Genomic DNA, 19,819 nt, shown 5'->3' with positions numbered 1-19,819 from the left:
ACAGGACCTCACATGAAACGCACCATTCTCGCCGCCGCATCAGGCTTTGCGCTCGCCCTTTCGGCCATCCCGGCCGCCGCGCAGGAAAGCGAACCCAGCGCCGATGAAATGGAGCAAATGATGGCGGGGCTTTCCGAAGCCTTTCCAACTGAACCGCTAACCGCCGATCAGGAAGCGCGCCTGCCCCAGGCCACGCGCATTGTTGGACTCATGATCCCTGAAGGCAGCATGGCCGAAATGATGGGAACCATGTTCGATGATCTGCTCGGCCCCCTTTCAGATGCCGCTGGCGGTGCGGCAGTCTCAGCCATCGCAGAAGGCACGGGTCTCACCACGTTCGAACTTGATCTGGAGAAGGAGCAGGCCGCCGAGCTTGCTTTGCTGTTTGATCCTGCATGGGAAGAGCGCCGCGCCCGCGAGTCCAAACTCCTCCCCGAGATGATGGGTGAAGTCATGTCCGCGATGGAGCCTTCGATGCGCAAGGCCATGTCAGAACTCTATGCGATCAATTTCAATGACACGGAACTAGCTGAGATCGAGGCGTTCTTCCTCACCGACACCGGCGCAAGTTTCGCGCGCAAGAGCTTCACCATGTCGAGCGATCCACGCATTATCGGTGCGAGCATGGAGGTGATGCCGCAAATGATGGAGACCTTCATGGGAATGGAAACGCGCATCGCTGAAGCAACCGCTGATCTTCCCGAAAAGCGCGCTTTCGCCGATCTTTCCGCTGAGGAAAAAGCAAAGGTTGCCGAAGCCACCGGTTACTCGGTCGAGGAGATCGAAGGGAGCTCCAGCGCTACCGAAGCGGCGTGGGATGAAGACTACGATTACGAGGAAGAGGCAGTCGAGACCGAAGAAGCCGACGAGAACAATTGATCGGCTTGCGAGCTAGGCAGCGCGGCCCCATCTGATGGGCGTGACAGCTTCCGCCTCGCCCACTCCTGAAATCCCAGCCGCCATCCAGAACTGGTTCGATGCGCGGGGGTGGCGCGTGCGTCGGCATCAGACAGAGATGCTGGCCAAAGCGCGCAGCGGACGCGATGCTCTGCTTGTTGCCGATACCGGTGCGGGCAAGACGCTCGCCGGGTTTCTGCCGACTTTGTGCGATTTCGCCCCCACCGACGGTGAGGCCCTGCCCGAAGACGGATTGCACACGCTTTATGTCTCGCCATTGAAAGCGCTCGCGCACGATGTGAAGCGCAATCTCCTCACGCCCATCGAGGAGATTGGCCTTCCCATCCGGGTCGAGACACGCAGCGGTGATACCTCGTCGGATCGCAAGAAGCGCCAGCGCTCAAAGCCGCCGCACGTGCTGCTGACAACGCCCGAAAGCCTCTCGCTGCTGCTGTCCTATCCTGAAAGCCTCGAGCTTTTTCGGACTTGCAAGCGGGTGGTGATTGATGAGGTCCACGCTTTCGCCACGGGCAAGCGAGGCGATCTGTTGGCGCTGGCGCTGGCGCGGCTGCAAAAGCTCGCACCCGATATGCAGCGCGTGGCTTTGTCGGCGACGCTTGCAAACCCATTGAGCTTTCAGGAATGGCTCTCTCCCCAAGTCCCCGATAGCACGGGCGAAATCCGCAGCGCTGATCTGGTGCTGGGCGAGAAGGGCGCCGAGCCTGATTTGCAGATTCTGCTTCCCGTCGAAGAACGCGTTCCCTGGGGCGGACATGCGGGGCGCTGGGCGGTTGATCAGCTCTACGAAGCCATCGGCAAGAATCGCACGACCCTGGTCTTTACCAACACCCGCTTTCTCGCTGAGTTCATCTTTCAGTGCCTGTGGGACGTGAACGAGGATAATCTCCCCATCGGCGTCCACCACGGCAGCCTGTCCAAGGAAGCGCGGCGCAAGGTCGAAGACGCGATGGCCGCTGGTGAATTGCGCGCGCTCGTGTGCACGGCCAGCCTCGATCTCGGCATCGACTGGGGCGATATCGATCTGGTGGTGCAAATGGGCGCTCCCAAAGGATCATCGCGTTTGCTGCAAAGGATCGGGCGCGCTGGCCACCGGCTCGACACCGCCAGTCAGGCCGTGCTTGTCCCCGGCAACCGCTTTGAATTTCTCGAGGCCATGGCCGCAAAGGACGCGGTCGATGAAGGTCAGCGCGATGGCGAAGATTTCCGCGCCGGCGGCCTCGATGTGCTCGCCCAGCACGTGATGGCATGTGCGTGCGCAGCGCCTTTTCACGAGGATGATCTGCTCGCCGAAATCCGTTCTTCGGTTAGCTATGCGTGGGTGGATGAAACGGTGCTCGCGCGCGTCCTCTCCTTTGTCGAAAATGGCGGGTATGCGCTCAAAGCCTATGACAAATTCAAAAGGATCGTGCGCGACAAACAGGGGGTGTGGCGGCTCGCGCATCCCAATCAGGCGCAGCGCCACCGGATGAATGCCGGGATCATCGTTGATAGCGAGATGCTGCAGGTCCGCTTCAAGAACGGGCGCTCGCTCGGCAAGGTGGAAGAGCGCTTTGCCGCGCAGCTATCGGCTGGCGACACCTTCTTTTTCGCCGGGATGAGCCTGGAGGTGGAAAGCGTCAAGGATATGGACGTGATCGTGCGCGCGGCCAAAAAATCGGCGACCATCCCGTCTTATGGCGGCCTGCGTTTGCCGCTCACCACCCATCTGGCCGAACGGGTGCAGGAAATGCTCGATGACCGCGCAGGCTGGAACCGCTTTCCCGATGATGTGCGCGAATGGCTCGAAGTGCAGGATTATCGCAGCCGCCTGCCAAAACCGGGCGAATTGCTGGTTGAAAGCTTCCCGCATGGCGACAAGCATTACAGTGCCTATTACACGTTCGAAGGGTGGAACGCGAACCAGTCATTGGGCATGCTGATAACGCGCCGGATGGAGAGCCTTGGCCTGATGCCGGGCGGGTTTGTCGCGAATGATTACACGCTTGCCGTCTGGGGGCTGAAGCCGGTGGAGGACCCCGCGCCGCTGCTTTCGCCTGATATCCTGACGCACGAATTCGTCGATTGGGTCACCGAAAGCCATTTGCTGCGCCGCGCTTTTCGCGAAGTGGCGGTGATCAGCGGCCTTGTCGAACGACAGCATCCGGGCAAGCGCAAGACGGGCAAGCAAGTGACGTTTTCGACTGACCTCATCTACGACGTGCTCAAGAAATACGAACCCGATCACGTCCTGTTGGAAGCGGCATGGGCCGATGCCCGCGCGCGGATGACCGATGTAGGGCGGCTCGCCGATTTGCTGGAACGATCGACAAGCGAATTGGTGCATGTCGAGCTAGACCGGGTTTCTCCTCTCGCCGTGCCAGTGATGACCATGATCGGGCGCGAAGCCGTGCCGCAGGGCGCTGTCGATGATGAACTGCTGATCGAAGCGGAAAGCCTTGTGGGCGAAGCGATGCGGATCGGCCCCGAGGACGAGGCGCGGGCGCTGGAGGGGAATTAGGTCATGGATGCCCTTCATGACGTGTTCCCGGAGCAATCGCCTGTTCCATCGTACCTTGAGAAGGTGGAGTTGATCCACCGTGAGGTCTTGGGGCGTGACCTGATTGCGCTCTATCTACATGGTTCTGTCGTCCAAGACGATTTCCATCCGGGTTCAAGCGACCTTGATATCCTGGGAGTCGTCGTCTCCGCAATCAATGCAACCAAGCGCAAGCAATTGGTGGAGAGGCTGAGCCACACTTTTCTACCCGTGCCCGCCTTGGGACTTGAGCTCATCTTGTGCACGGCCGAAGCGGTGCGCACGCCGGTCGCCACGATGCCATTCGAGTTCGCGCTATCGACTGGAATGGAATGGGGGGTGCAAGTTGAAACTCGAGGGGCGGCAAGCGACATCCTCATCAATATCCAGCTTTGCCGCGAGGCCGCGCTTGCTCTCCATGGCGACCCGGCTTCAGAGGTTTTTGGACCGGTTCCTTGTCCTCCTTTGCGAAGAGCGCTGATTGGTGAACTGGATTGGCACCTTAAGGATTTGCTCACTGCGAAACCTGGGAAAGCAACCGCTAACGCCATCCTTAATTCGGCAAGATCTGTTCATGCGGCGAATACGGGCGAGATCATTTCCAAGAGCGAAGGCGGCAGATTGTGGCTTGCGAATTGTCCAGAAGATACCGTTGTCGCAGGCGCCCTTTCCTATCGTGAAGGGCTGACTCAAACTGCGCCTGATACGGAAGCAGCCAGCCTGTTTGTTGAGAAAGTTCGCGCGATGATCAGCGCGGCCCTCGGGTGACGGCGCCTACTCGCCCAGATTGAACTCACGGTACTTCTCATTGCCGACAAAGCCGAACTTCGTGACACCCGATTGCTTTACCAAGTTGAGCACTTTGACCGATCTGTCATAGCTCGCCTGCGCTTCGGGTTCGTATTGCAATTCCGGCTCGGGCGTCATTTGGGTGGTTGCATCGAGCAGAGCTGCGAGTTCTTTCATGTTCACCTCTTTGCCGTTCCAGCGCAAAGCATCCCTGTTGGTGATGACGATCTTGTTCTTGATCGGATCGGGAGCGGGAATGACGACATCGTCCCCACCGATGTTCATTTCGACCGAATGGGTGGCGATGGGGATCGTGATAATGAACATGATGAGCAGCACCAGAAGCACATCGATAAGCGGCGTCATGTTCATGGCGCTCATGGGATCTTGCTCATTGCTTTGCTGGGTAACAGCCATGGGTCATCTCCTCTCAAATTAAGAGACTATAGCAAAAGCAATAGGTTGCCTAACGCGTACCTTATTATTGCGAACCCGCATCCGCGGGTTCGTCCTCGGTGCTATTTCAAACCCGGGCTTCGTCCGGGTTTGAGCACCTGCGGGCGGGCGGTCGCCCTATGGCTCGGCTTCGCCTCGCGATTACTCCAAACCATCGGCCTTGCGCCCCAAGGCCTGGTGCCCAAGCACGGGCCGTAGGCCCGCAAGCCCGACCGGGCGCCCGCAGCGACGCGACCTTTAGGTCGCATGAGCGAGGATTTCGCAGCGCGGATGCGGGTTCGCAAAACAAACATTCCCCACAAACAAAAACGCCGCCAGTTTCCCGGCGGCGTTTTCATGTTTCAGCAATTGCTGTGCAGACCTAATCTGGCTCAGTCAGCTCCGCTGAATTCGCGGTACTTCTCGTTTCCGACAAAGCCGAACTTGGTGACGCCTGACGCTTTGATGATGTTCAAAACGCGGACCGACTTGTCGTAGCTCGCCAGCGCCTCGGGCTCATATTGCAGCTCGGGTTCGGGCTGCATGGTGAGCGTCTGCTGCAAAATGCCAACCAGATCGTTTTCGGTGATCGGATCGCCATTCCAGAAGATCTGATCTTCGGGCGTGATGAGCAGCTTGTTTTTTACTGGCTCGATAATCACCGGTGGCGGGTTCGGGTTTGGCTGCGGCAGATCGATATCGACCGAGTGCGTTGCCACCGGAATGGTGATGATGAACATGATCAGCAGAACGAGCAGAACGTCGATCAGCGGCGTCATGTTCATGTCGAGCATCGGTTCGCCGTCGAGTTGGCCTCCGGACATACCCATGTCAGTTACTCCTTAGATTCGTAAATGCGAGCGAGCGATCAGTTCGGATCGACGGGGTTGGAGATGAACCCAACCGTTGGATATCCGGCAGCCTGCACGTTGTAGATGGCGCCAGCGACGCATTTCCACGGGGCTTCCTCGTCGGCACGGATGTGCACCTGCGGGATCGCCTCTGGGTCTTCCATGATGGCATCAACGCCGCCTGCGCGCTGAACGATATCATCGAGGCGTTTGAACGCGCGATCATAGAGTTCCTGGCTGCTCACCGGAGTGATGTTGTTGAAATAAACCCGGCATTCGCCCGTGCGAGTTGCGCCCTGGAAACCAGTGTCGACCGTTCTCGCCGTGTTACCGGCTGCGTCCGTCGTGGAGACCGTCAAAAGCAGGTTTTCAACCTTGTCTTTCGATTCTTCCGAACGGAACACCGGAACGTTGAGTTCCTCAATCGTCTGAATCGCAACCGGAACCGCGATGAGGAAGATGATCAGAAGCACCAACATCACGTCCACCAGCGGCGTGGTGTTGATGTCGGACATCGGGGTTTCCCCGCCTCCCATCGAAATCGCCATTGTCTTATCCTACCCTAATTGAAAGCGGTGCATATTTGCCTGCGTATCGGCCCAAATTTGGCCGGGAAAGCCGGAGCGTGCCACGTCAAAAGACGGTGCACGCCCCAGCTCACCAAAGGCTTATTTTTTCATCGACGCTGTTGCGCCGCCAGCGGTGGTTGCTGGCTTGGCAGGTGCCGTCTTGTTTGGTGCTTTTGCAGGTGCTGCGCCGAGAGTTGGCTTAATCGCACCGTTCGAGCCGATGTAGGCAACGATGTCGTTCGAAAATTCGACCATCATTGCGGCAATGCGGCGGTTGCGCGACTGCAGCCAGTTAAAGGCAAGCACGGCAGGCACAGCCACGAGCAGACCGATCGCGGTCATGATCAGAGCTTCACCAACAGGACCTGCAACCTTGTCGATCGATGCAGAACCGGCGATGCCGATGTTAATGAGAGCGCGGTAGATACCGATCACCGTACCGAGCAGACCGATAAACGGAGCGGTAGCACCAACCGATGCGAGGAAGGAAAGACCGCCTGCAAGGCTCTGATTGATGGTGTCTTGCGAGTGGGCGAGTTCTTCTTCGATGAAGTGGATCTCGTTGCCTGCACCTTCCATTTTGGCGTGGTGATCCTGAGCGGTCACCGCGTCATCAGCGAGCTGGCGCCATGCGCTGTTCTTTTCCAGCTTGGTTGCGCCTTCGCGAAGGCTGCTCGCACGCCAGTAGGTGGCTTTCGATTTCTTGTACTGGTTCATCACCTTGTTCTGTTCGAACAGTTTCGAGAACAGGATGTAGAAAGAGCCGATGCTCATGATGACCATGACGGCAAGGATGGACCAAGCGACCGGACCGCCCTCTTCCATGGCTTCCATGAAACCAAATTTGTTTTCCGGCGCTTCACCGGCGGCTGTGGCTGCGAGATAATAAAGGTTCATTGCGAATAGTCCTTATTGAAAAGTGTCCCCGTGGCCCGCGCCTCAACACGAAAGGCGCAGGTCAGATTTACATTAGTTCAGTCGGTAGGTGATCCGGGTGGAATAGCTGCCCGTGGTCGGGTTGCCTGCATCATCAAGCGCGGGGTTAAACCGCGAATAACGCTGCATACCGCGACATGCGGCTTGATCGAGAACGCTCGATCCGCTCGACGAAGTCACGTTACAACTGGTGGCCCGTCCATTGGCGCCAACAGTCACGCGAACGCCGACAGTTCCTTCGACTTCTTCACGCAGTGCACGCGATGGATAATCGTTGGAAATCCGACTTGCCCAGCGGCGCTCGTTCTTGGTCGTCGCACCACGCGCCTGTGAAGGCGGTGCTGGCGGCGGCGCAGGAGGTGCTGCGGGCGCTGGTGGTGGAATGATCCGTGCCGGCGGAGCTGGCGGCGGAATCGTATCTTGAACCTGAATGTCCGGCGGCGCAGGCGAAATATTAATCGGCGGCGGCGGCGCTACAGGTGGTGGCGGCGCTGTATCCGGCACTTCTTCAGGCGGTGGCGGCTCCTCTTCAGGTGGCGGCGGTTCTTCCTCGGTAACATCGACGGTCGTGACGCGTTCAATTTCTTTCTTCACGGCGTCAACGGCCAGGCCAATAACCATTGCCAGGCCTATCCCCGCCACGATGGCAATCGAGATGATGAGTGAGGTAGCTTTGCTACCCGTCATTCCTTGATCAACGTAGGCCATCCGGCTGTTTACTCTCCATTCAAACGTCGGTGTTATGCCGACACGTCTATCACATCAGCCTGACATAGGTTCAGTCCGAATCAGATATCTCCGTTTCGGACCGTCTCAGATCAGACCGCCGATGTGAAACTCAAATTTCTGGCCTCCCAGACCGGTTCGGCTGACTTGCGACCCAAATCAACCTGCCCCGGTTTGCCGTGTAGGCGCCAGAACGCTCTACCCAGCTTGCTTCGCATGTGCTTTGTCCCCAAATCGCTTGCGAACAATTCGCGCTTTAACGGTCATCCCTTAGTCAATCAAACGCTTTGTGGGTTCAGCCTTGATTCACTGTCCCAGCATTGGAACAGGTAATCGAAAACTGTGGACTGATGGAAAGCTCAAAATGAAAGCGTCCAAGATGGATATTAACGCAATTTTAATGAATAATTTCAGAGCACTGGCAAAGACCGGATTGGGTGTGCTGGCTCTTGCCCTTTTGCCGCAGCCAGCTTTCGCGCAATCTTCTCAAACGGCTGGATCAGAAAATTTTCGCAATCCGGCAGAGCAGGCAACCTATGCCGATCTCGCGACTTTGGCAGAAGCGAGCGAGATGATCGTGCGGGCCGAGATTCGCCGACAGACCACAGTTGCGCCCGAAAGATCGCCCGGTCTCGCCCCCGGTTTTGTACGTCTATATATAGAGGCACGCACGCAGGCGCTGATCGCGGGCCAGCGCGCCCTGGGCGAATCGCTTGTCTATCTGGTCGATGTACCGCTCACCGAAAAAGGCAAAGTGCCCAAGCTGAAAAAGCAGGTTGTCATCCTGTTCGCGCGCAAATCGCCATCGGGTTCGACCCGCAAGGCGACAGCTGTGCAGCTTGTGGGACAATACGGACAGCTCAATTACACGCCCGAATTGGAGGCGCGTTTGCGCCCCATCCTTTCCGATTTTGCAGCGCGCAATGTACCCCCGCGCATAACGGGGATCAGCGATGCTTTGGCAGTGCCGGGCAATCTGACGGGCGAATCGGAGACACAGATTTTCCTCGCAACCGCCGATGGCTCTCCCGTTTCGATGAGCATCCTGCGCCGTCCCGGTCAGCAACCCGCCTGGGGTGTATCGTGGGGCGAAATCATCGATTCGTCCGCGCGCCCGCCAGAACCGCTATCGCTCGGCTGGTATCGCCTCGCCTGCGCGCTTCCCTCCAGCCTGCCATCAAGCGCCAACCTCGCGCGCGATGCCAATGCAAGGCGTCTGGCGGCGAGTGATTATGCGTTCGTGATGGAGCAGCTGGGTCCATGCGAGCGCCGCATCACCGATGCCACGTGAGCTACATTGAAAGATTGCGTCCTTGCACGCCTGTTGACTGAAACTTTGTTATAGGTATGCGGGCGTCTGCTTGGGTGGGCGGTTCGGGCAAAAACGTTGCCTGAACCACCAATCCGCATCCTGCATCCATCACCACACTCGCGGAGCTTCTCCCCTTGTCCGATAACACTGCACAAAGCCCTCTTCGCATCGCCATCGCTGGTCTTGGCACTGTGGGCGCGGGCGTCATTCGCTTGCTTGCGACCAACGGCGATCTGATCGCGGCGCGCGCCGGCCGGGGGATTGAGGTCGTGGCTGTCTCCGCGCGGGATCGCGGAAAGGATCGCGGCGTCGATATAAGCGGCTTTGCCTGGGAAGATGATATGTCAGCGCTCGCCGCGCGCGATGATTTGGACGTGGTGGTTGAGCTTGTCGGCGGGTCCGATGGGCCAGCGCTCGCGCTCAGCCGGGCTGCGCTTGAAGGCGGCAAAGGCCTTGTCACCGCAAACAAGGCGATGATCGCGCATCACGGCCTTGCGCTAGCTGATACGGCTGAAAAACTCGGCGCGCCGCTCAAATTCGAGGCGGCTGTCGCGGGCGGTATTCCCGTCGTCAAAGGCCTTCGCGAAGGCACCGCCGCCAACGCGCTCACCAAGGTTTATGGCATCCTCAACGGGACGTGCAATTACATACTGTCCGAAATGGAAGCGACTGGCGCCGACTTTGCCGAAGTGCTGGGTGAGGCGCAGAGGCTGGGTTATGCCGAGGCCGATCCCACCTTCGATATCGAAGGCGTCGATGCCGCGCACAAGATTGCGATTATCGCCGGCATTGGATTTGGTGCGCAGCTCGATTTCGACAATGTCCGCACCACCGGCATCACCGCTGTGCGCGCCGCCGATATTGCGCAAGCTGATGCGCTGGGCTTTGTCATTCGGCTGATTGCAGAGGCGGATTTGAGCCATGACGGCGGTAAGACGAGCCTGCTGCAACGCGTGCGTCCATGCCTTGTTGCGAAGGATCACCCGCTAAGCGCAGTTGATGGACCCACCAATGCAGTGGTGGCCGAAGGCAATTTCTCGGGCCGCCTGCTGTTCCAGGGAGCAGGCGCAGGCGATGGGCCGACCGCAAGCGCCGTGGTTGCCGATCTTATAGATATAGCACGCGGAGATATCGGCGCGCCGTTTGCGATGCCGGCAAGCGAGCTAAGCGCTTATCCGCCTGCCGAACCCGGCCACAGGATGGAGCGAACCTATTTGCGCTTTACCGTGAACGACCGCCCCGGCGTGCTTGCCGAACTCACCGCCGCGATGCGCGATGGCGATGTGTCGATTGAAAGCCTGATCCAACAGGGCCGCAAACGCGATGGCGGCGAAGTGCTGGTGGCGCTCGTCACTCATGAGGGGCCAGAGGCGAATGTAAGGCGAGCGCTGGACCTGCTCGAAGGCTCGGACAGCCTGACCGGAGAGCCGCTGGTGCTGCCGATTTTGGCTTAGTCGCTGCGAGGCTGCATCCGTCGCGGGGCGCACTTCTTCGCAAGTTGAACGAGCACGTTACGGTTTATTGACCGATTTCCGTGCTGAAATAGGTAGCCGAAAGCTGAGCAACTAAAGCGTCTGTCGTGAGATCCTGCGATCCCGTTGACGACCCATCAAACCATGTAGCTTCGTATTCGCGCAGCCACGCCAAGCGCTTCTCAATCCCCGTCGTCACCGGATCATCGGTTACCTGCACGGTGATCCGCTTCAGCGTCAAACCTTCGCCAAAAGTTGCAGCGAGATCGAGCGGGTCCACTTTTTCGACGCTGGTTGGATCGTCCAGATCTCCAAATGTCACCAGCATGGGATACATATGGCGTCTTCTGGGACCCGCACGCTCGTATAGCGGCAAATCGTACTCGCCCTGCATCCGAAGGATCGCCCGGACCTTTTGCTTGGCAGCACCATCGCCGCGATAGGTTGGTGTCAACTGAGCCATCACATTGGAAGCCCAATTGGGCTGTGTTTCGGACCGCAGCAGAGCGAACATTGTGCGGCCGTGGGGCAATTCCACCGCCACAGCTTCCCCGCGAGCGCGCATGGTCATGCGTCCGGGTGAGATAATAGCGTTCTTGCTGGCAACGCGCGTCGAGACTTCGATCACGCTGGAGCCGGTTTTGAGACCCTCAGGAGTTTCGACTTCAACGGTTAGGCGATAGCGATACTCGGGCAAGCTGCCTTCAGAGCACCCCGCAAGCAGCACTGCTGCAACCAAAGTCAAAATTCCAGCAATCATCCGCATATCGGCGCGCCCTCCTGCCGCGTGGACCTGTGCAATCGCATGATTTGGTTGCGGTTTGGTATCCTTGGGACGCCTCTTACTGTCCACCCCAATGTCATCCCCGCGAAGGCGGGGATCCATGGAGGGGCCGTACACCTAGCAGTCTGGATTTCCGCCCTTCGGCAATGCTCAGGAGATCCTTTCACAGGAATGACAACAAGGCGAGCGCCTAAGGCTTCTTCTCATACTTCGGCGGCGGCAGGCCTAGAGCTTCGCGGCGTTTGCGGATTTCTTCTTCGGAGAGTTCTTCATCTTGGCCAAGCGGGGGAAGGCCCCGCGCGATCCTGTCTGCGTCTGATCCAGCGGGCGCTTGCGGCAGCGCTTCGACGTCGATCAGGATGGCTGCCTCGGGTGGGCAGGGCGGGATGAGGCATGCGCCCGAAACCGTTGCCGGACCTCTGAAAATGCCGCCGCCTGACACATCAAGCGAGGTGTTCTCCCCCTTGAACGCGGTCTCTTCAGCATAGCGTTTGCGCGCTGCAGAGCGGCTGCCGCTGGCGTAATTGTCGCCCTTTTCGCCCAGCTGGCGGCATACGATAATCTCGCCACTGATCGTGCCGGCATCTGCCTGATCCTCGCAAGCCTTCGTCTCAACCGGATTGACCTCGCCGCGCGGCACGGTGATCAGGATGTCGATGGGGTCTGGACGCTGGGGCGCATCGACAGGCTCGCTTTCGGATGCATCCTCAGGCTCATCCGTCACAGCCTCTTGATTCACAGCCCCGTCATCTTGCGCGGCCAAGGGAACCGCACTGCCAAGCAGCACCGCGCCCATCATTGTCCGAAAGGGTAAAGCGCGGGTATTCTGGAGAACGGCCTTTGCATTGCTCGACAAGTCCGTCTCCTTGACGTTAGACGCTTTCGCAATTGCAAAGCTTTTAAGGACTGAATTTCGCATGAACACCGCCCCTACCACGGACATTCTGGCCGAAAAAGAACCCGATAGCGAAAACGCGATAGAGCGTGTTCTGGTCCTCGAAATGGTGCGCGTCACCGAGGCAGCGGCGGTCGCTGCAGCGCAATTGATCGGGCGCGGCGATGAAAAGGCGGCCGATGCGGCCGCGGTGGAAGCTATGCGACGCGCTTTCGATAACCTCTACATGGATGGCACAGTCGTCATCGGCGAGGGTGAACGCGACGAAGCGCCCATGCTGTTTATCGGCGAAAAGGTCGGCATGGGTAAGGGGCCCAAGATCGACATCGCGCTCGACCCGCTCGAAGGGACCACCATCACGGCGAAGGCTGGCCCCAACGCGCTCGCCGTTCTGGCAGCAGCGGAAGAGGGCGATCTGCTGAACGCGCCTGATGTCTATATGGATAAGCTGGCCGTCGGGCCGGGCCTTCCAGCCGACGTCATCGATCTTGCCAAATCCCCGACCGAAAACGTGCAGGCGGTTGCAGCGGCGAAAGGCAAGGATCCAGCCGATATCAATGTCTGCGTGCTTGATCGTCCGCGCCATGCTGATCTAATTGCAGAGCTGCGCTCAATCGGCTGCGGCGTCTTCCTCATCGGCGATGGCGATGTGGCTGGCGTGATCGCGGTGACCGATCAGGATACGGCGATCGATATGTATATGGGTCAGGGCGGCGCACCAGAAGGCGTGTTGGCAGCAGCCGCATTGCGCTGCGTCGGCGGGCAGTTCAACGGGCGTCTTGTCTTCCGCAATGACGATGAAAAAGCGCGCGCTGCCAAATGGGGGATCGAGGATCTCGATCGCATATACAAGCTGCATGACTTGGCAAAAGGCGATTGTATCTTTGCCGCGACCGGCGTGACCGATGGCTCCTTGCTCGAAGGCGTTAAGACGAAGCGCACTGCGACCGGCGCAAAGATCATGTACACCGAAAGCGTCGTCATGCGCGCATCGTCCGGCACCGTGCGCTGGATCAAGGGCCAGCACCGGATCGAGCCGCATCGCACCTGATTGTCGGGATCGGAGCGGCATGACCGAAAGCTTCGAAACCATGCTTACCGGCGGCCATCCCAATTCTCTTGGCCGCACCATTGAAGTGGTCGAGATCGTACTCGGTGACCCGGCGCGGTTTGATGAGCTTTACCGATGCTATCGCAGCGATGATGAGGTTGTGCGTCTGCGCGTCTCGAATGCGATGCGGCGCGTTGAGGCGGAAAAGCATGATCTGCTGGTGCCGTATATTGATCGCTTCATTGAAGAGATTGGCGCGCTCGATCAGCCTTCGGCGCAATGGACACTTGCCAAATTGTTCGAAGCGCTTGAACCCGATATGTCTGCGCCTCAACGCGCGGGCGCACTGGCGATCATGAAACGCAATCTGGCCGAGCATGATGATTGGATCGTGCTCAACAACTCGATGGAAGCTCTCGCAAATTGGTCCCGCGGTGATCCAGAGTTGAAGGAGTGGCTGCGCCCCCATCTGGAACGGCTTTCAAAGGATTCTCGTAAGTCTGTGTTGAAACGCGCTGCAAAACTCCTTGCCCGCCTGGGGTAAGCGCTGCTCATCAACGGTTCATTGGCTATGGCATTAGACATACGCTGAGACTTGGCCCTTGCGGAATAGGAGCTTTTGAACCTTGCGCCCATTTCTGGCTCTTCTGCTTATCGCCGCCTCGCCAGCGTCCGCGCAGGAGCGCGTTGCAGATCCGGTGAGCCAAGATGATGTGCGGGTGAAGCTTGAAGGGCTTGGTTCGGGCGATCCCGCGCTGGAGGCGGCCAAGAACACCGTGTTCGATTGCGAGGATGGCTGCCTCACACCCACAGAAGCCGTCGCTTTGGCGTTTGCCGCTGGAGAGAATGAGACGCGTTCGGGGCGCTTCCTGCTCGATATCAGAGGAGGGGGTCAGAGCCTGCAGGGATATCTCGGTGAGCTTTTCTTCGTGAACTCTCATCCCGATTATGCCGAATTTGGGACGCTTACGATCGCGTTTGAGGGGCGGGTTCTAAACGCCCTTTTGCGCCGCGCGCGCACCTGCGGCGGGACGCTCGTCAATGGCGAGATCACGGTTGAGGGATGCCGCCAGAATGGCATCACCGATGTCAATATGTTCACAATGATGCAGCGTCTCCACAAACGCCGGATCGTCGTCGAAGGGGACATCCGCCTGCAATGGATCGATTCGCGCTTTGGCCTGCGCCCACGAAAAGCGAACAAGCGCGGCGAATACGAGCCCGGGTATTATCAGCCATGGGTTTGGGTGGAGGATGCCGATCAGGTGAGCTTCGTTTACGAGGATTGATCAAGCCAACAATCAGGGGTGTTTCATGCGTAATCCAAGAATTGTCGTTTCCGCTGCCTTGCTGGCGCTTTTGGCCGCACCCGCATCGGCGCAGTCCAGCATTGAAGGTTGGCTGAACGGGTTTGCTATGGAACTTGGCAAGACCCGCGCCAATTACACAGCCGTCGCGCAAAATGTGCGTTGTTGCGAGGATTCAAAGAAGAAGGTCGATGACGCGTTCGATTCCGCAAGCGCGTCTCTTGCGCGGGCGATGGATGGCGCGCGCAGAAAATCCGGAACCGTTTGTTCGCGTCTCGATCTTTTGTCGATGCGTGTAGGTTTTGCCGGCTTGTGGGTCGGCGTGCTCGGGCTCGAAACCGAGGATGGGAAGAACAAGGGCGCTGCCTTGGCTCAGACAAGCGCACAGCTAAAGCGGATGTCCCAAGACCTAAGAGGCATGGACGGGTCGGTGAAGGCCTATCAGGCCCGCATCGGCTGTCCCAAACGTGGATAGACTAACGCTCGGCCCAGTAATCGAACGCGATGTTTTGATGCAGCGCGACATAACGCTTGGCATCCGACCCCTCCCAATCGAGCGGCCAGTCTCCGGGCATTTCATCCGCCAGATGGGATCGGTTGACGAACCAGCCCTGCCCCGGAAGTCCATCCGATTGGCGCACCACCAGCACCGCAAGCCCCGGCTCGCCCGCCAGCCGTCCCTCCTCGTCAATCCGGTCCATCGCCGCACATAAGCTGCGCATCTTGGGCCGGGTGAAGCTGTAGCCGAGCAGGTTCAGCATCTGACTGTAAGTAAGCGCATTGCGCGCCCGCGCGGCACCGATAAGGGTCTCGCGGATTTCGGCAGGATCGAACAATGAGCGCTTTTGTTCAGCGTCAGTCATCAGGGATATAGTGCGCTTTTTCACCGATGATGAGGAAGTCCTTGTCATAAAAGACGAAGCTTTCCTCTTCACGCGTACCATTCGCGTAGTCGAAAATGATGCGATAGCCATCGACCGTGTAGCGCCCTGTTTGCGCGCCTCTATCGACACTGGCGATGGCATAGGTGCCGAGGCTTGATGTGTTTCCTTCGAGCGAAAAGCTGCCATTGGGGGCAAGATCGAGAAAATCGACGCTGAGAGTGGTGGCAATGCCAACGCTTGTCCCGCTGACGGCTTTGAACCTTCCGGAAAGCGCTGCGCCTTTGGGGGCTGGGCCATACAGTTTGTCGGCAGCGATATCATCGGTGTCGCCATCATCGAAGGTGACGCGGTAGGTCTGGCCTGATTTGCTCCACCGGCCCTTATCGCGCGGTTCCAGCGCTGCCATTGCTGCTGCACCGTTTTTAAGGACAGCCTCAAGGCAATCCTCGCAGGCTCGCCCGTCTTTTAGAAGCACGGTTAACTTGTTCACCTGCTGCAGCGATCCGCCATACGGGCCGGGTATGAAAACGGCAGTGCTTTGATACCCCACGCCAAGTATCTGATCGCGCCCGGTGCCAAGCGAGGGTGCAGCGGTGCTCGCCTTGATCGGCGGGCTGGTTTGCACCGGATTAGCGCTCGAACCTGCGGCGGTGACAAAACCGCTCGGCCCCATCTGCACTTGCCTTACATCAAATCCCAGCATCTCGCTGTTTGTCTTGGCGAATGCGTCCATCCATTGATCAAGCGCTGGCTGGCCTTTCAGCCCTTCCGCAAGCGCATTTTGCAGGATGATGAGGTATAGCAGGCGATCGGCGGTTTCCTGTTTCTGCGCATCGGTCAGCCGGGCGAACTGCGCCTCGCTGGCTGAAGCGATCTGGTTTCTGATCCCGTCGATCTGCGCCTGCGTCGGATCATCCGTCTTGCCGCCATCGGCGAGCATAACCGCGTTGAAATAGGCGAGCGCCAAAACATCACCCAGATCGGCGCTGCTCATTGAATAGCCCGCCATATAAGGCTCAACCACATCTTGCGTGCGCAGCAGATTGCGAACGTCCTGTGCCAAACCGGCTATGTTTCGATCCGCCTTCGCAATTTCCGCCGTTGCCGCGTCCCAATTGGCCTGGCGCTGAGCGGGGTCGAGAGTGAACTCGAAGCTAGATGAGGTCTGCGCAAAGACAGGAGCAGCGATTGGCAAACATGCCGCAATCGGCACAAAGCCAGCAGCAAAAGCGATTGAGAAACGAACGGTCATCGAGCCCCCTTTTCGAAGGCCGAATCGCGTTGCCGATCAGCCCATTAGTCGAACAGACTACTCACACTGCTTTCATCCGCAATGCGCCGGATTGCTTCGCCAACAAGCGGCGCGATGGTGAGTGCGCGAATACGGTTGGATGCAAGCGCTGCTTCGGTCAGCTGGATCGAATCGGAAATAACAAGCTCTTCCAATTTCGAGCCATCAATCCGCGCCACCGCGCCGCCAGACAGCACGCCGTGGGTGATATAGGCAGCGACCGATTTCGCGCCGTTCTCAAGCAGCGCGTCAGCCGCATTGCAAAGCGTACCGCCTGAATCGACGATATCATCAATCAGGATGCAGTGCCTGCCCGCAACCTCGCCGATAATGTTCATGACTTCGCTTTCGCCGGGGCGATCGCGGCGTTTATCGACAATGGCGAGCGGCGCGTTGTCGAGCCGCTTTGCAAGCGCCCGCGCGCGCACAACCCCGCCCACATCGGGAGAGACGACCATCAGATCGCGCTCACCATAACGCGCCTGAATATCGGCAGCCATGACGGGCGCTGCATAAAGGTTGTCGGTCGGGATATCGAAGAACCCCTGGATCTGCCCTGCGTGAAGATCGACTGCGAGCACGCGATCAGCGCCGGCTTCGGTGATGAGATTGGCCACCAATTTTGCCGAGATTGGCGTGCGCGGTCCGGGTTTACGATCCTGCCGGGCATACCCGAAATAGGGGACTACTGCCGTGATCCGCTTCGCCGATGCACGTTTGCATGCATCGATGCAGATCAAGAGCTCCATCAAATTGTCATTGGCGGGATAGCCTGTTGGCTGGACCAGAAAGACATCTTCGCCGCGCACGTTTTCATGGATTTCGACAAAGATTTCTTCATCGGCAAATCGCCGCACACTCGCATCGGTCAACGGGATTTCGAGATAGGCCGCAATCGCGCGGGCCAGCGGCAGGTTTGAATTGCCGGACATGATTTTCATGGTGTGCGAATCCCCGTACCTTTGTGCGTTAAGGATCGACTAGCCCAGCGTCATGAAAACGCAACACGATAAGCGGGATTGTCCGCGTCTGTTTGCGCTGTTCGAAAAAGTTCACGCTGTACCGCGCTGACAAGCCGGCGCTTGGCTATTTTTGCCAGGGCCTTTTCTGGCCAGGCTTGATCCGATGCAGCTCTTCCAGCCGCCGGGCTGCGCGGGTTTCGAGATTGATCGTCAGCAGCAATCGCTCGCTTGAACGGAACGCTTGCGGGGTGATCCCGAAAAAGGCCTGAAATTCGCGGATCAGGTGCGATTGATCGAAATAGCGCAGGAGAAATTCCTCCTCTTCGCGTTCATCGGACAGCCCCAGCATTTGCGCTGCAAGGTCAAGCGCTCTTGCCCGCCTCAGCACGGTTTTGGGCGTGAGACCAAAATCGCGCCGCACCACGCGTTCCAATTGGCGCAGGCTGATATTGTGGCTTTCGGCAAAATCTCCGGGCGCGATATTGGGATCGGCAAAGCTTGCAAGTTCAAAAGCAGAGCTGATCGGATCGGGCGGAAGTGGATCGTGCTTGCGAACATATTCGCGCACCTTTTCTTCCAATTGCTGCGCCCATTCAATCGCTTCGCCATCGGGATCAAAGATGGGTTTGCCATCATCGCCCACCAGCTCGAATTTATCGACGCGCACGATGCGATCGACGATTTCGGCAGCGGTGATGCCGAACAATTGCCGTTTTGCTCCGGGGCGAAACCCGACATTTACGGTTGAAAGGGTGCCTTTGCACTGCACCGCCATGTGCCGCGAATGGGGGCCAAGCAGGATGGCTTCCTCGCCCACATTCACGGGGCCCTCGGCCGTATGCGCAATCCATTCGCCGCCCAGCAGCACACGCTGAAACGCAATATCGTTGCAGATGCCGCAGGTGAGCTCGAAGTCAGAAGGTGCGTCAACCTTGGCGACGACTATGCGCGCGATCCATGGATCAAGATCAGGTGCAGGCGCGCGATTGAAGGAAAGCGGCATGCCAGAGCGCGTCATGCCTGAACGCGGCTCAACCCCCGTTGGTTTTTTAGACATACCTCTGCGCGCCCTGATCTATTGGACTGACATCCCCTGTCAGTCACGACGCTCTTAACACAGCTTATTTCGAAATGATCCCAATTTTACATCTGTGTTAAGCACGAACTTGTGCTTGGCACACGAATTGGGGCGTGTAGTGAGCGGGCAGTTACTTGAAATCTACAGGCAGAATTGGCCGATGGCGCTTACCGATATTGAACTTGCTCAAAAACTTACCGATGCTGCTCGGGATGCAATTTTGCCTTTGTTTCGAGGGGATTGGGAAGCCGAAACAAAAGCCGATAATTCCGCCGTCACCGAAGCTGATCGCGCAGCCGAAGCAGCCATGCGCGCGATCATTGAAAAAGAGCGCCCCGATGACGGGATTATTGGTGAAGAATATGGCACCCGCAATGAAGGTGCGGGCCGGCAATGGGTACTCGATCCGATTGATGGAACGCAGAGCTTTGTTGCAGGCCGCGCGATTTTCGGGACGCTGATTGCGCTTAATCAGGAAGGCTGGCCCGTACTGGGCGTAATTGATCAGCCGGTTCAAAAAGAGCGCTGGATCGGACAGATTGGCGAGGGCACGACCTTGAATGGCAAGCCGGTGAAAGCCCGGCCCTGTCCGGCGGTTGAAGGCATGTCGCTTGCGACTACCAGCCCGCATTGCTTTGATGCGGAGCAATCCGATGCCTGGCTCAACCTGGTCGTCAATGCTTATCCCAAGCGGCCTTTCCCGATCTATGGCGGCGATTGCTACAATTACGCGATGCTCGCTAGCGGCCACGTTGATTGCGTCATGGAAGCCGGACTGAAAGTGCATGATTACGCCGCATTAGTGCCCGTGGTCGAAGGGGCTGGCGGGATCATGTCGGACTGGCAGGGCAACCCGCTTGATGCAGGGAGCGACGGGACTGTGATCGCGCTTGGCGATCCGGCGCGTTTGGAAGATGTTCTCGCGGCGATGGGATCGAGTGAATTGGCGCCCAACGTACGGCTGTCAAAAGACACTTCCATTTTGCCAAGCAGCGGCGGTTTTAAATTCCCGCCTATTGGTGACGAATAAGGACTGAGATTTCG

Annotated in this window: 21 protein-coding genes; 10 read left to right on the top strand and 11 right to left on the bottom strand. The window is 58.3% G+C overall.

Translation table 11 applies throughout. The annotated features are described in order from the left end of the window. The first annotated feature begins 12 nt into the window (after nucleotides 1-12). From AUC45_RS08280 to AUC45_RS08270, 3 genes are read left to right on the top strand one after another with little or no spacing between them, the layout of a single operon-like run. The gene (locus tag AUC45_RS08280; protein ID WP_067600954.1) at nucleotides 13-879 is read left to right on the top strand and encodes a DUF2059 domain-containing protein; all 867 of its coding nucleotides are present in this window, start codon (nucleotides 13-15) and stop codon (nucleotides 877-879) included. 34 nt (nucleotides 880-913) lie between these two features. Continuing rightward, entirely contained in the window at nucleotides 914-3,415 is a 2,502-nt protein-coding gene (locus AUC45_RS08275) for a ligase-associated DNA damage response DEXH box helicase (protein ID WP_067600951.1), read from the top strand. A 3-nt stretch (nucleotides 3,416-3,418) separates the two neighbouring features. Then, nucleotides 3,419-4,201, top strand: a complete 783-nt coding sequence (locus AUC45_RS08270) for an aminoglycoside adenylyltransferase domain-containing protein (RefSeq protein WP_067600948.1) — start codon at nucleotides 3,419-3,421, stop codon at nucleotides 4,199-4,201. 6 nt (nucleotides 4,202-4,207) lie between these two features. On the opposite strand, the gene AUC45_RS08265 is transcribed toward AUC45_RS08270, so the two are convergent. The 5 genes from AUC45_RS08265 to AUC45_RS08245 form a co-directional block, all read right to left on the bottom strand. Beyond that, nucleotides 4,208-4,639 (bottom strand): biopolymer transporter ExbD, encoded by a 432-nt coding sequence (locus AUC45_RS08265; protein ID WP_067600945.1) that lies wholly within the window; start codon nucleotides 4,637-4,639, stop codon nucleotides 4,208-4,210. Between the two features lie 410 nt (nucleotides 4,640-5,049). Beyond that, nucleotides 5,050-5,487: a biopolymer transporter ExbD gene (locus tag AUC45_RS08260; RefSeq protein WP_067600943.1), complete on the bottom strand. Its 438-nt coding sequence runs from the start codon at nucleotides 5,485-5,487 to the stop codon at nucleotides 5,050-5,052. A 38-nt stretch (nucleotides 5,488-5,525) separates the two neighbouring features. Then, complete coding sequence (locus AUC45_RS08255; protein ID WP_197409531.1) at nucleotides 5,526-6,056, bottom strand: biopolymer transporter ExbD; 531 nt, start codon at nucleotides 6,054-6,056, stop codon at nucleotides 5,526-5,528. A 120-nt stretch (nucleotides 6,057-6,176) separates the two neighbouring features. Beyond that, a complete protein-coding gene (locus AUC45_RS08250) occupies nucleotides 6,177-6,974 on the bottom strand; it encodes a MotA/TolQ/ExbB proton channel family protein (RefSeq protein WP_067600940.1) in 798 nt (265 codons plus the stop codon). A gap of 72 nt (nucleotides 6,975-7,046) precedes the next feature. Next, a complete protein-coding gene (locus tag AUC45_RS08245) occupies nucleotides 7,047-7,721 on the bottom strand; it encodes an energy transducer TonB (protein WP_067600937.1) in 675 nt (224 codons plus the stop codon). Between the two features lie 418 nt (nucleotides 7,722-8,139). Between AUC45_RS08245 and AUC45_RS08240 the strand changes: the two genes are divergently transcribed. Beyond that, nucleotides 8,140-9,030 carry a hypothetical protein gene (locus AUC45_RS08240; protein WP_067603673.1) on the top strand — a complete coding sequence of 297 codons (891 nt, stop codon included), beginning with the start codon at nucleotides 8,140-8,142 and terminating at the stop codon, nucleotides 9,028-9,030. A gap of 155 nt (nucleotides 9,031-9,185) precedes the next feature. Further along, nucleotides 9,186-10,505 carry a homoserine dehydrogenase gene (locus tag AUC45_RS08235; RefSeq protein WP_067600934.1) on the top strand — a complete coding sequence of 440 codons (1,320 nt, stop codon included), beginning with the start codon at nucleotides 9,186-9,188 and terminating at the stop codon, nucleotides 10,503-10,505. A gap of 64 nt (nucleotides 10,506-10,569) precedes the next feature. Here the strand turns inward: AUC45_RS08235 and AUC45_RS08230 are convergent, their stop codons facing one another. Beyond that, the gene (locus tag AUC45_RS08230; RefSeq protein WP_067600931.1) at nucleotides 10,570-11,289 is read right to left on the bottom strand and encodes a hypothetical protein; all 720 of its coding nucleotides are present in this window, start codon (nucleotides 11,287-11,289) and stop codon (nucleotides 10,570-10,572) included. Nucleotides 11,290-11,497: 208 nt separating this feature from the next. Then, entirely contained in the window at nucleotides 11,498-12,226 is a 729-nt protein-coding gene (locus AUC45_RS08225; RefSeq protein WP_067600928.1) for a hypothetical protein, read from the bottom strand. On the opposite strand from AUC45_RS08225, the gene glpX reads away from it, so the two are divergent. From glpX to AUC45_RS08205, 4 genes are all read left to right on the top strand, one after another. Next, nucleotides 12,225-13,253 carry a class II fructose-bisphosphatase gene (glpX, locus tag AUC45_RS08220; RefSeq protein ID WP_067600925.1) on the top strand — a complete coding sequence of 343 codons (1,029 nt, stop codon included), beginning with the start codon at nucleotides 12,225-12,227 and terminating at the stop codon, nucleotides 13,251-13,253. The two genes, AUC45_RS08225 and glpX, sit on opposite strands and share 2 nt — an antisense overlap. Before the next feature lie 19 nt (nucleotides 13,254-13,272). Continuing rightward, a complete protein-coding gene (locus AUC45_RS08215) occupies nucleotides 13,273-13,797 on the top strand; it encodes a hypothetical protein (protein WP_067600923.1) in 525 nt (174 codons plus the stop codon). Nucleotides 13,798-13,879: 82 nt separating this feature from the next. Continuing rightward, a complete protein-coding gene (locus AUC45_RS08210; protein ID WP_067600921.1) occupies nucleotides 13,880-14,542 on the top strand; it encodes a hypothetical protein in 663 nt (220 codons plus the stop codon). A 25-nt stretch (nucleotides 14,543-14,567) separates the two neighbouring features. Beyond that, nucleotides 14,568-15,035, top strand: a complete 468-nt coding sequence (locus AUC45_RS08205) for a hypothetical protein (RefSeq protein WP_067600919.1) — start codon at nucleotides 14,568-14,570, stop codon at nucleotides 15,033-15,035. Between the two features lies 1 nt (nucleotide 15,036). Here AUC45_RS08205 and AUC45_RS08200 read toward each other — a convergent pair whose 3' ends face one another. The 4 genes from AUC45_RS08200 to AUC45_RS08185 all read right to left on the bottom strand — a co-directional run bounded on the left by AUC45_RS08200 (nucleotide 15,037) and on the right by AUC45_RS08185 (nucleotide 18,754). Then, complete coding sequence (locus AUC45_RS08200; RefSeq protein WP_233998602.1) at nucleotides 15,037-15,423, bottom strand: ribose-phosphate pyrophosphokinase; 387 nt, start codon at nucleotides 15,421-15,423, stop codon at nucleotides 15,037-15,039. Next, nucleotides 15,416-16,696, bottom strand: a complete 1,281-nt coding sequence (locus AUC45_RS08195; RefSeq protein ID WP_067600917.1) for a hypothetical protein — start codon at nucleotides 16,694-16,696, stop codon at nucleotides 15,416-15,418. The genes AUC45_RS08200 and AUC45_RS08195 overlap by 8 nt, the downstream gene beginning before the upstream one ends. A 44-nt stretch (nucleotides 16,697-16,740) precedes the next feature. Further along, entirely contained in the window at nucleotides 16,741-17,676 is a 936-nt protein-coding gene (locus tag AUC45_RS08190; protein WP_067600915.1) for a ribose-phosphate pyrophosphokinase, read from the bottom strand. Nucleotides 17,677-17,821: 145 nt separating this feature from the next. After that, a complete protein-coding gene (locus AUC45_RS08185; RefSeq protein ID WP_082701038.1) occupies nucleotides 17,822-18,754 on the bottom strand; it encodes a helix-turn-helix domain-containing protein in 933 nt (310 codons plus the stop codon). A gap of 181 nt (nucleotides 18,755-18,935) precedes the next feature. Between AUC45_RS08185 and AUC45_RS08180 the strand changes: the two genes are divergently transcribed. After that, a complete protein-coding gene (locus tag AUC45_RS08180; protein WP_082701037.1) occupies nucleotides 18,936-19,805 on the top strand; it encodes an inositol monophosphatase family protein in 870 nt (289 codons plus the stop codon). The last annotated feature ends 14 nt before the right edge of the window (nucleotides 19,806-19,819 follow it).

Origin of the sequence: Erythrobacter sp. YT30, from assembly GCF_001542875.1 — a bacterium.
GTDB lineage: Bacteria > Pseudomonadota > Alphaproteobacteria > Sphingomonadales > Sphingomonadaceae > Erythrobacter.
The sequence above is the reverse complement of the archived record's forward strand: the minus strand, read 5'-3'. Positions and strand labels throughout refer to the sequence as shown.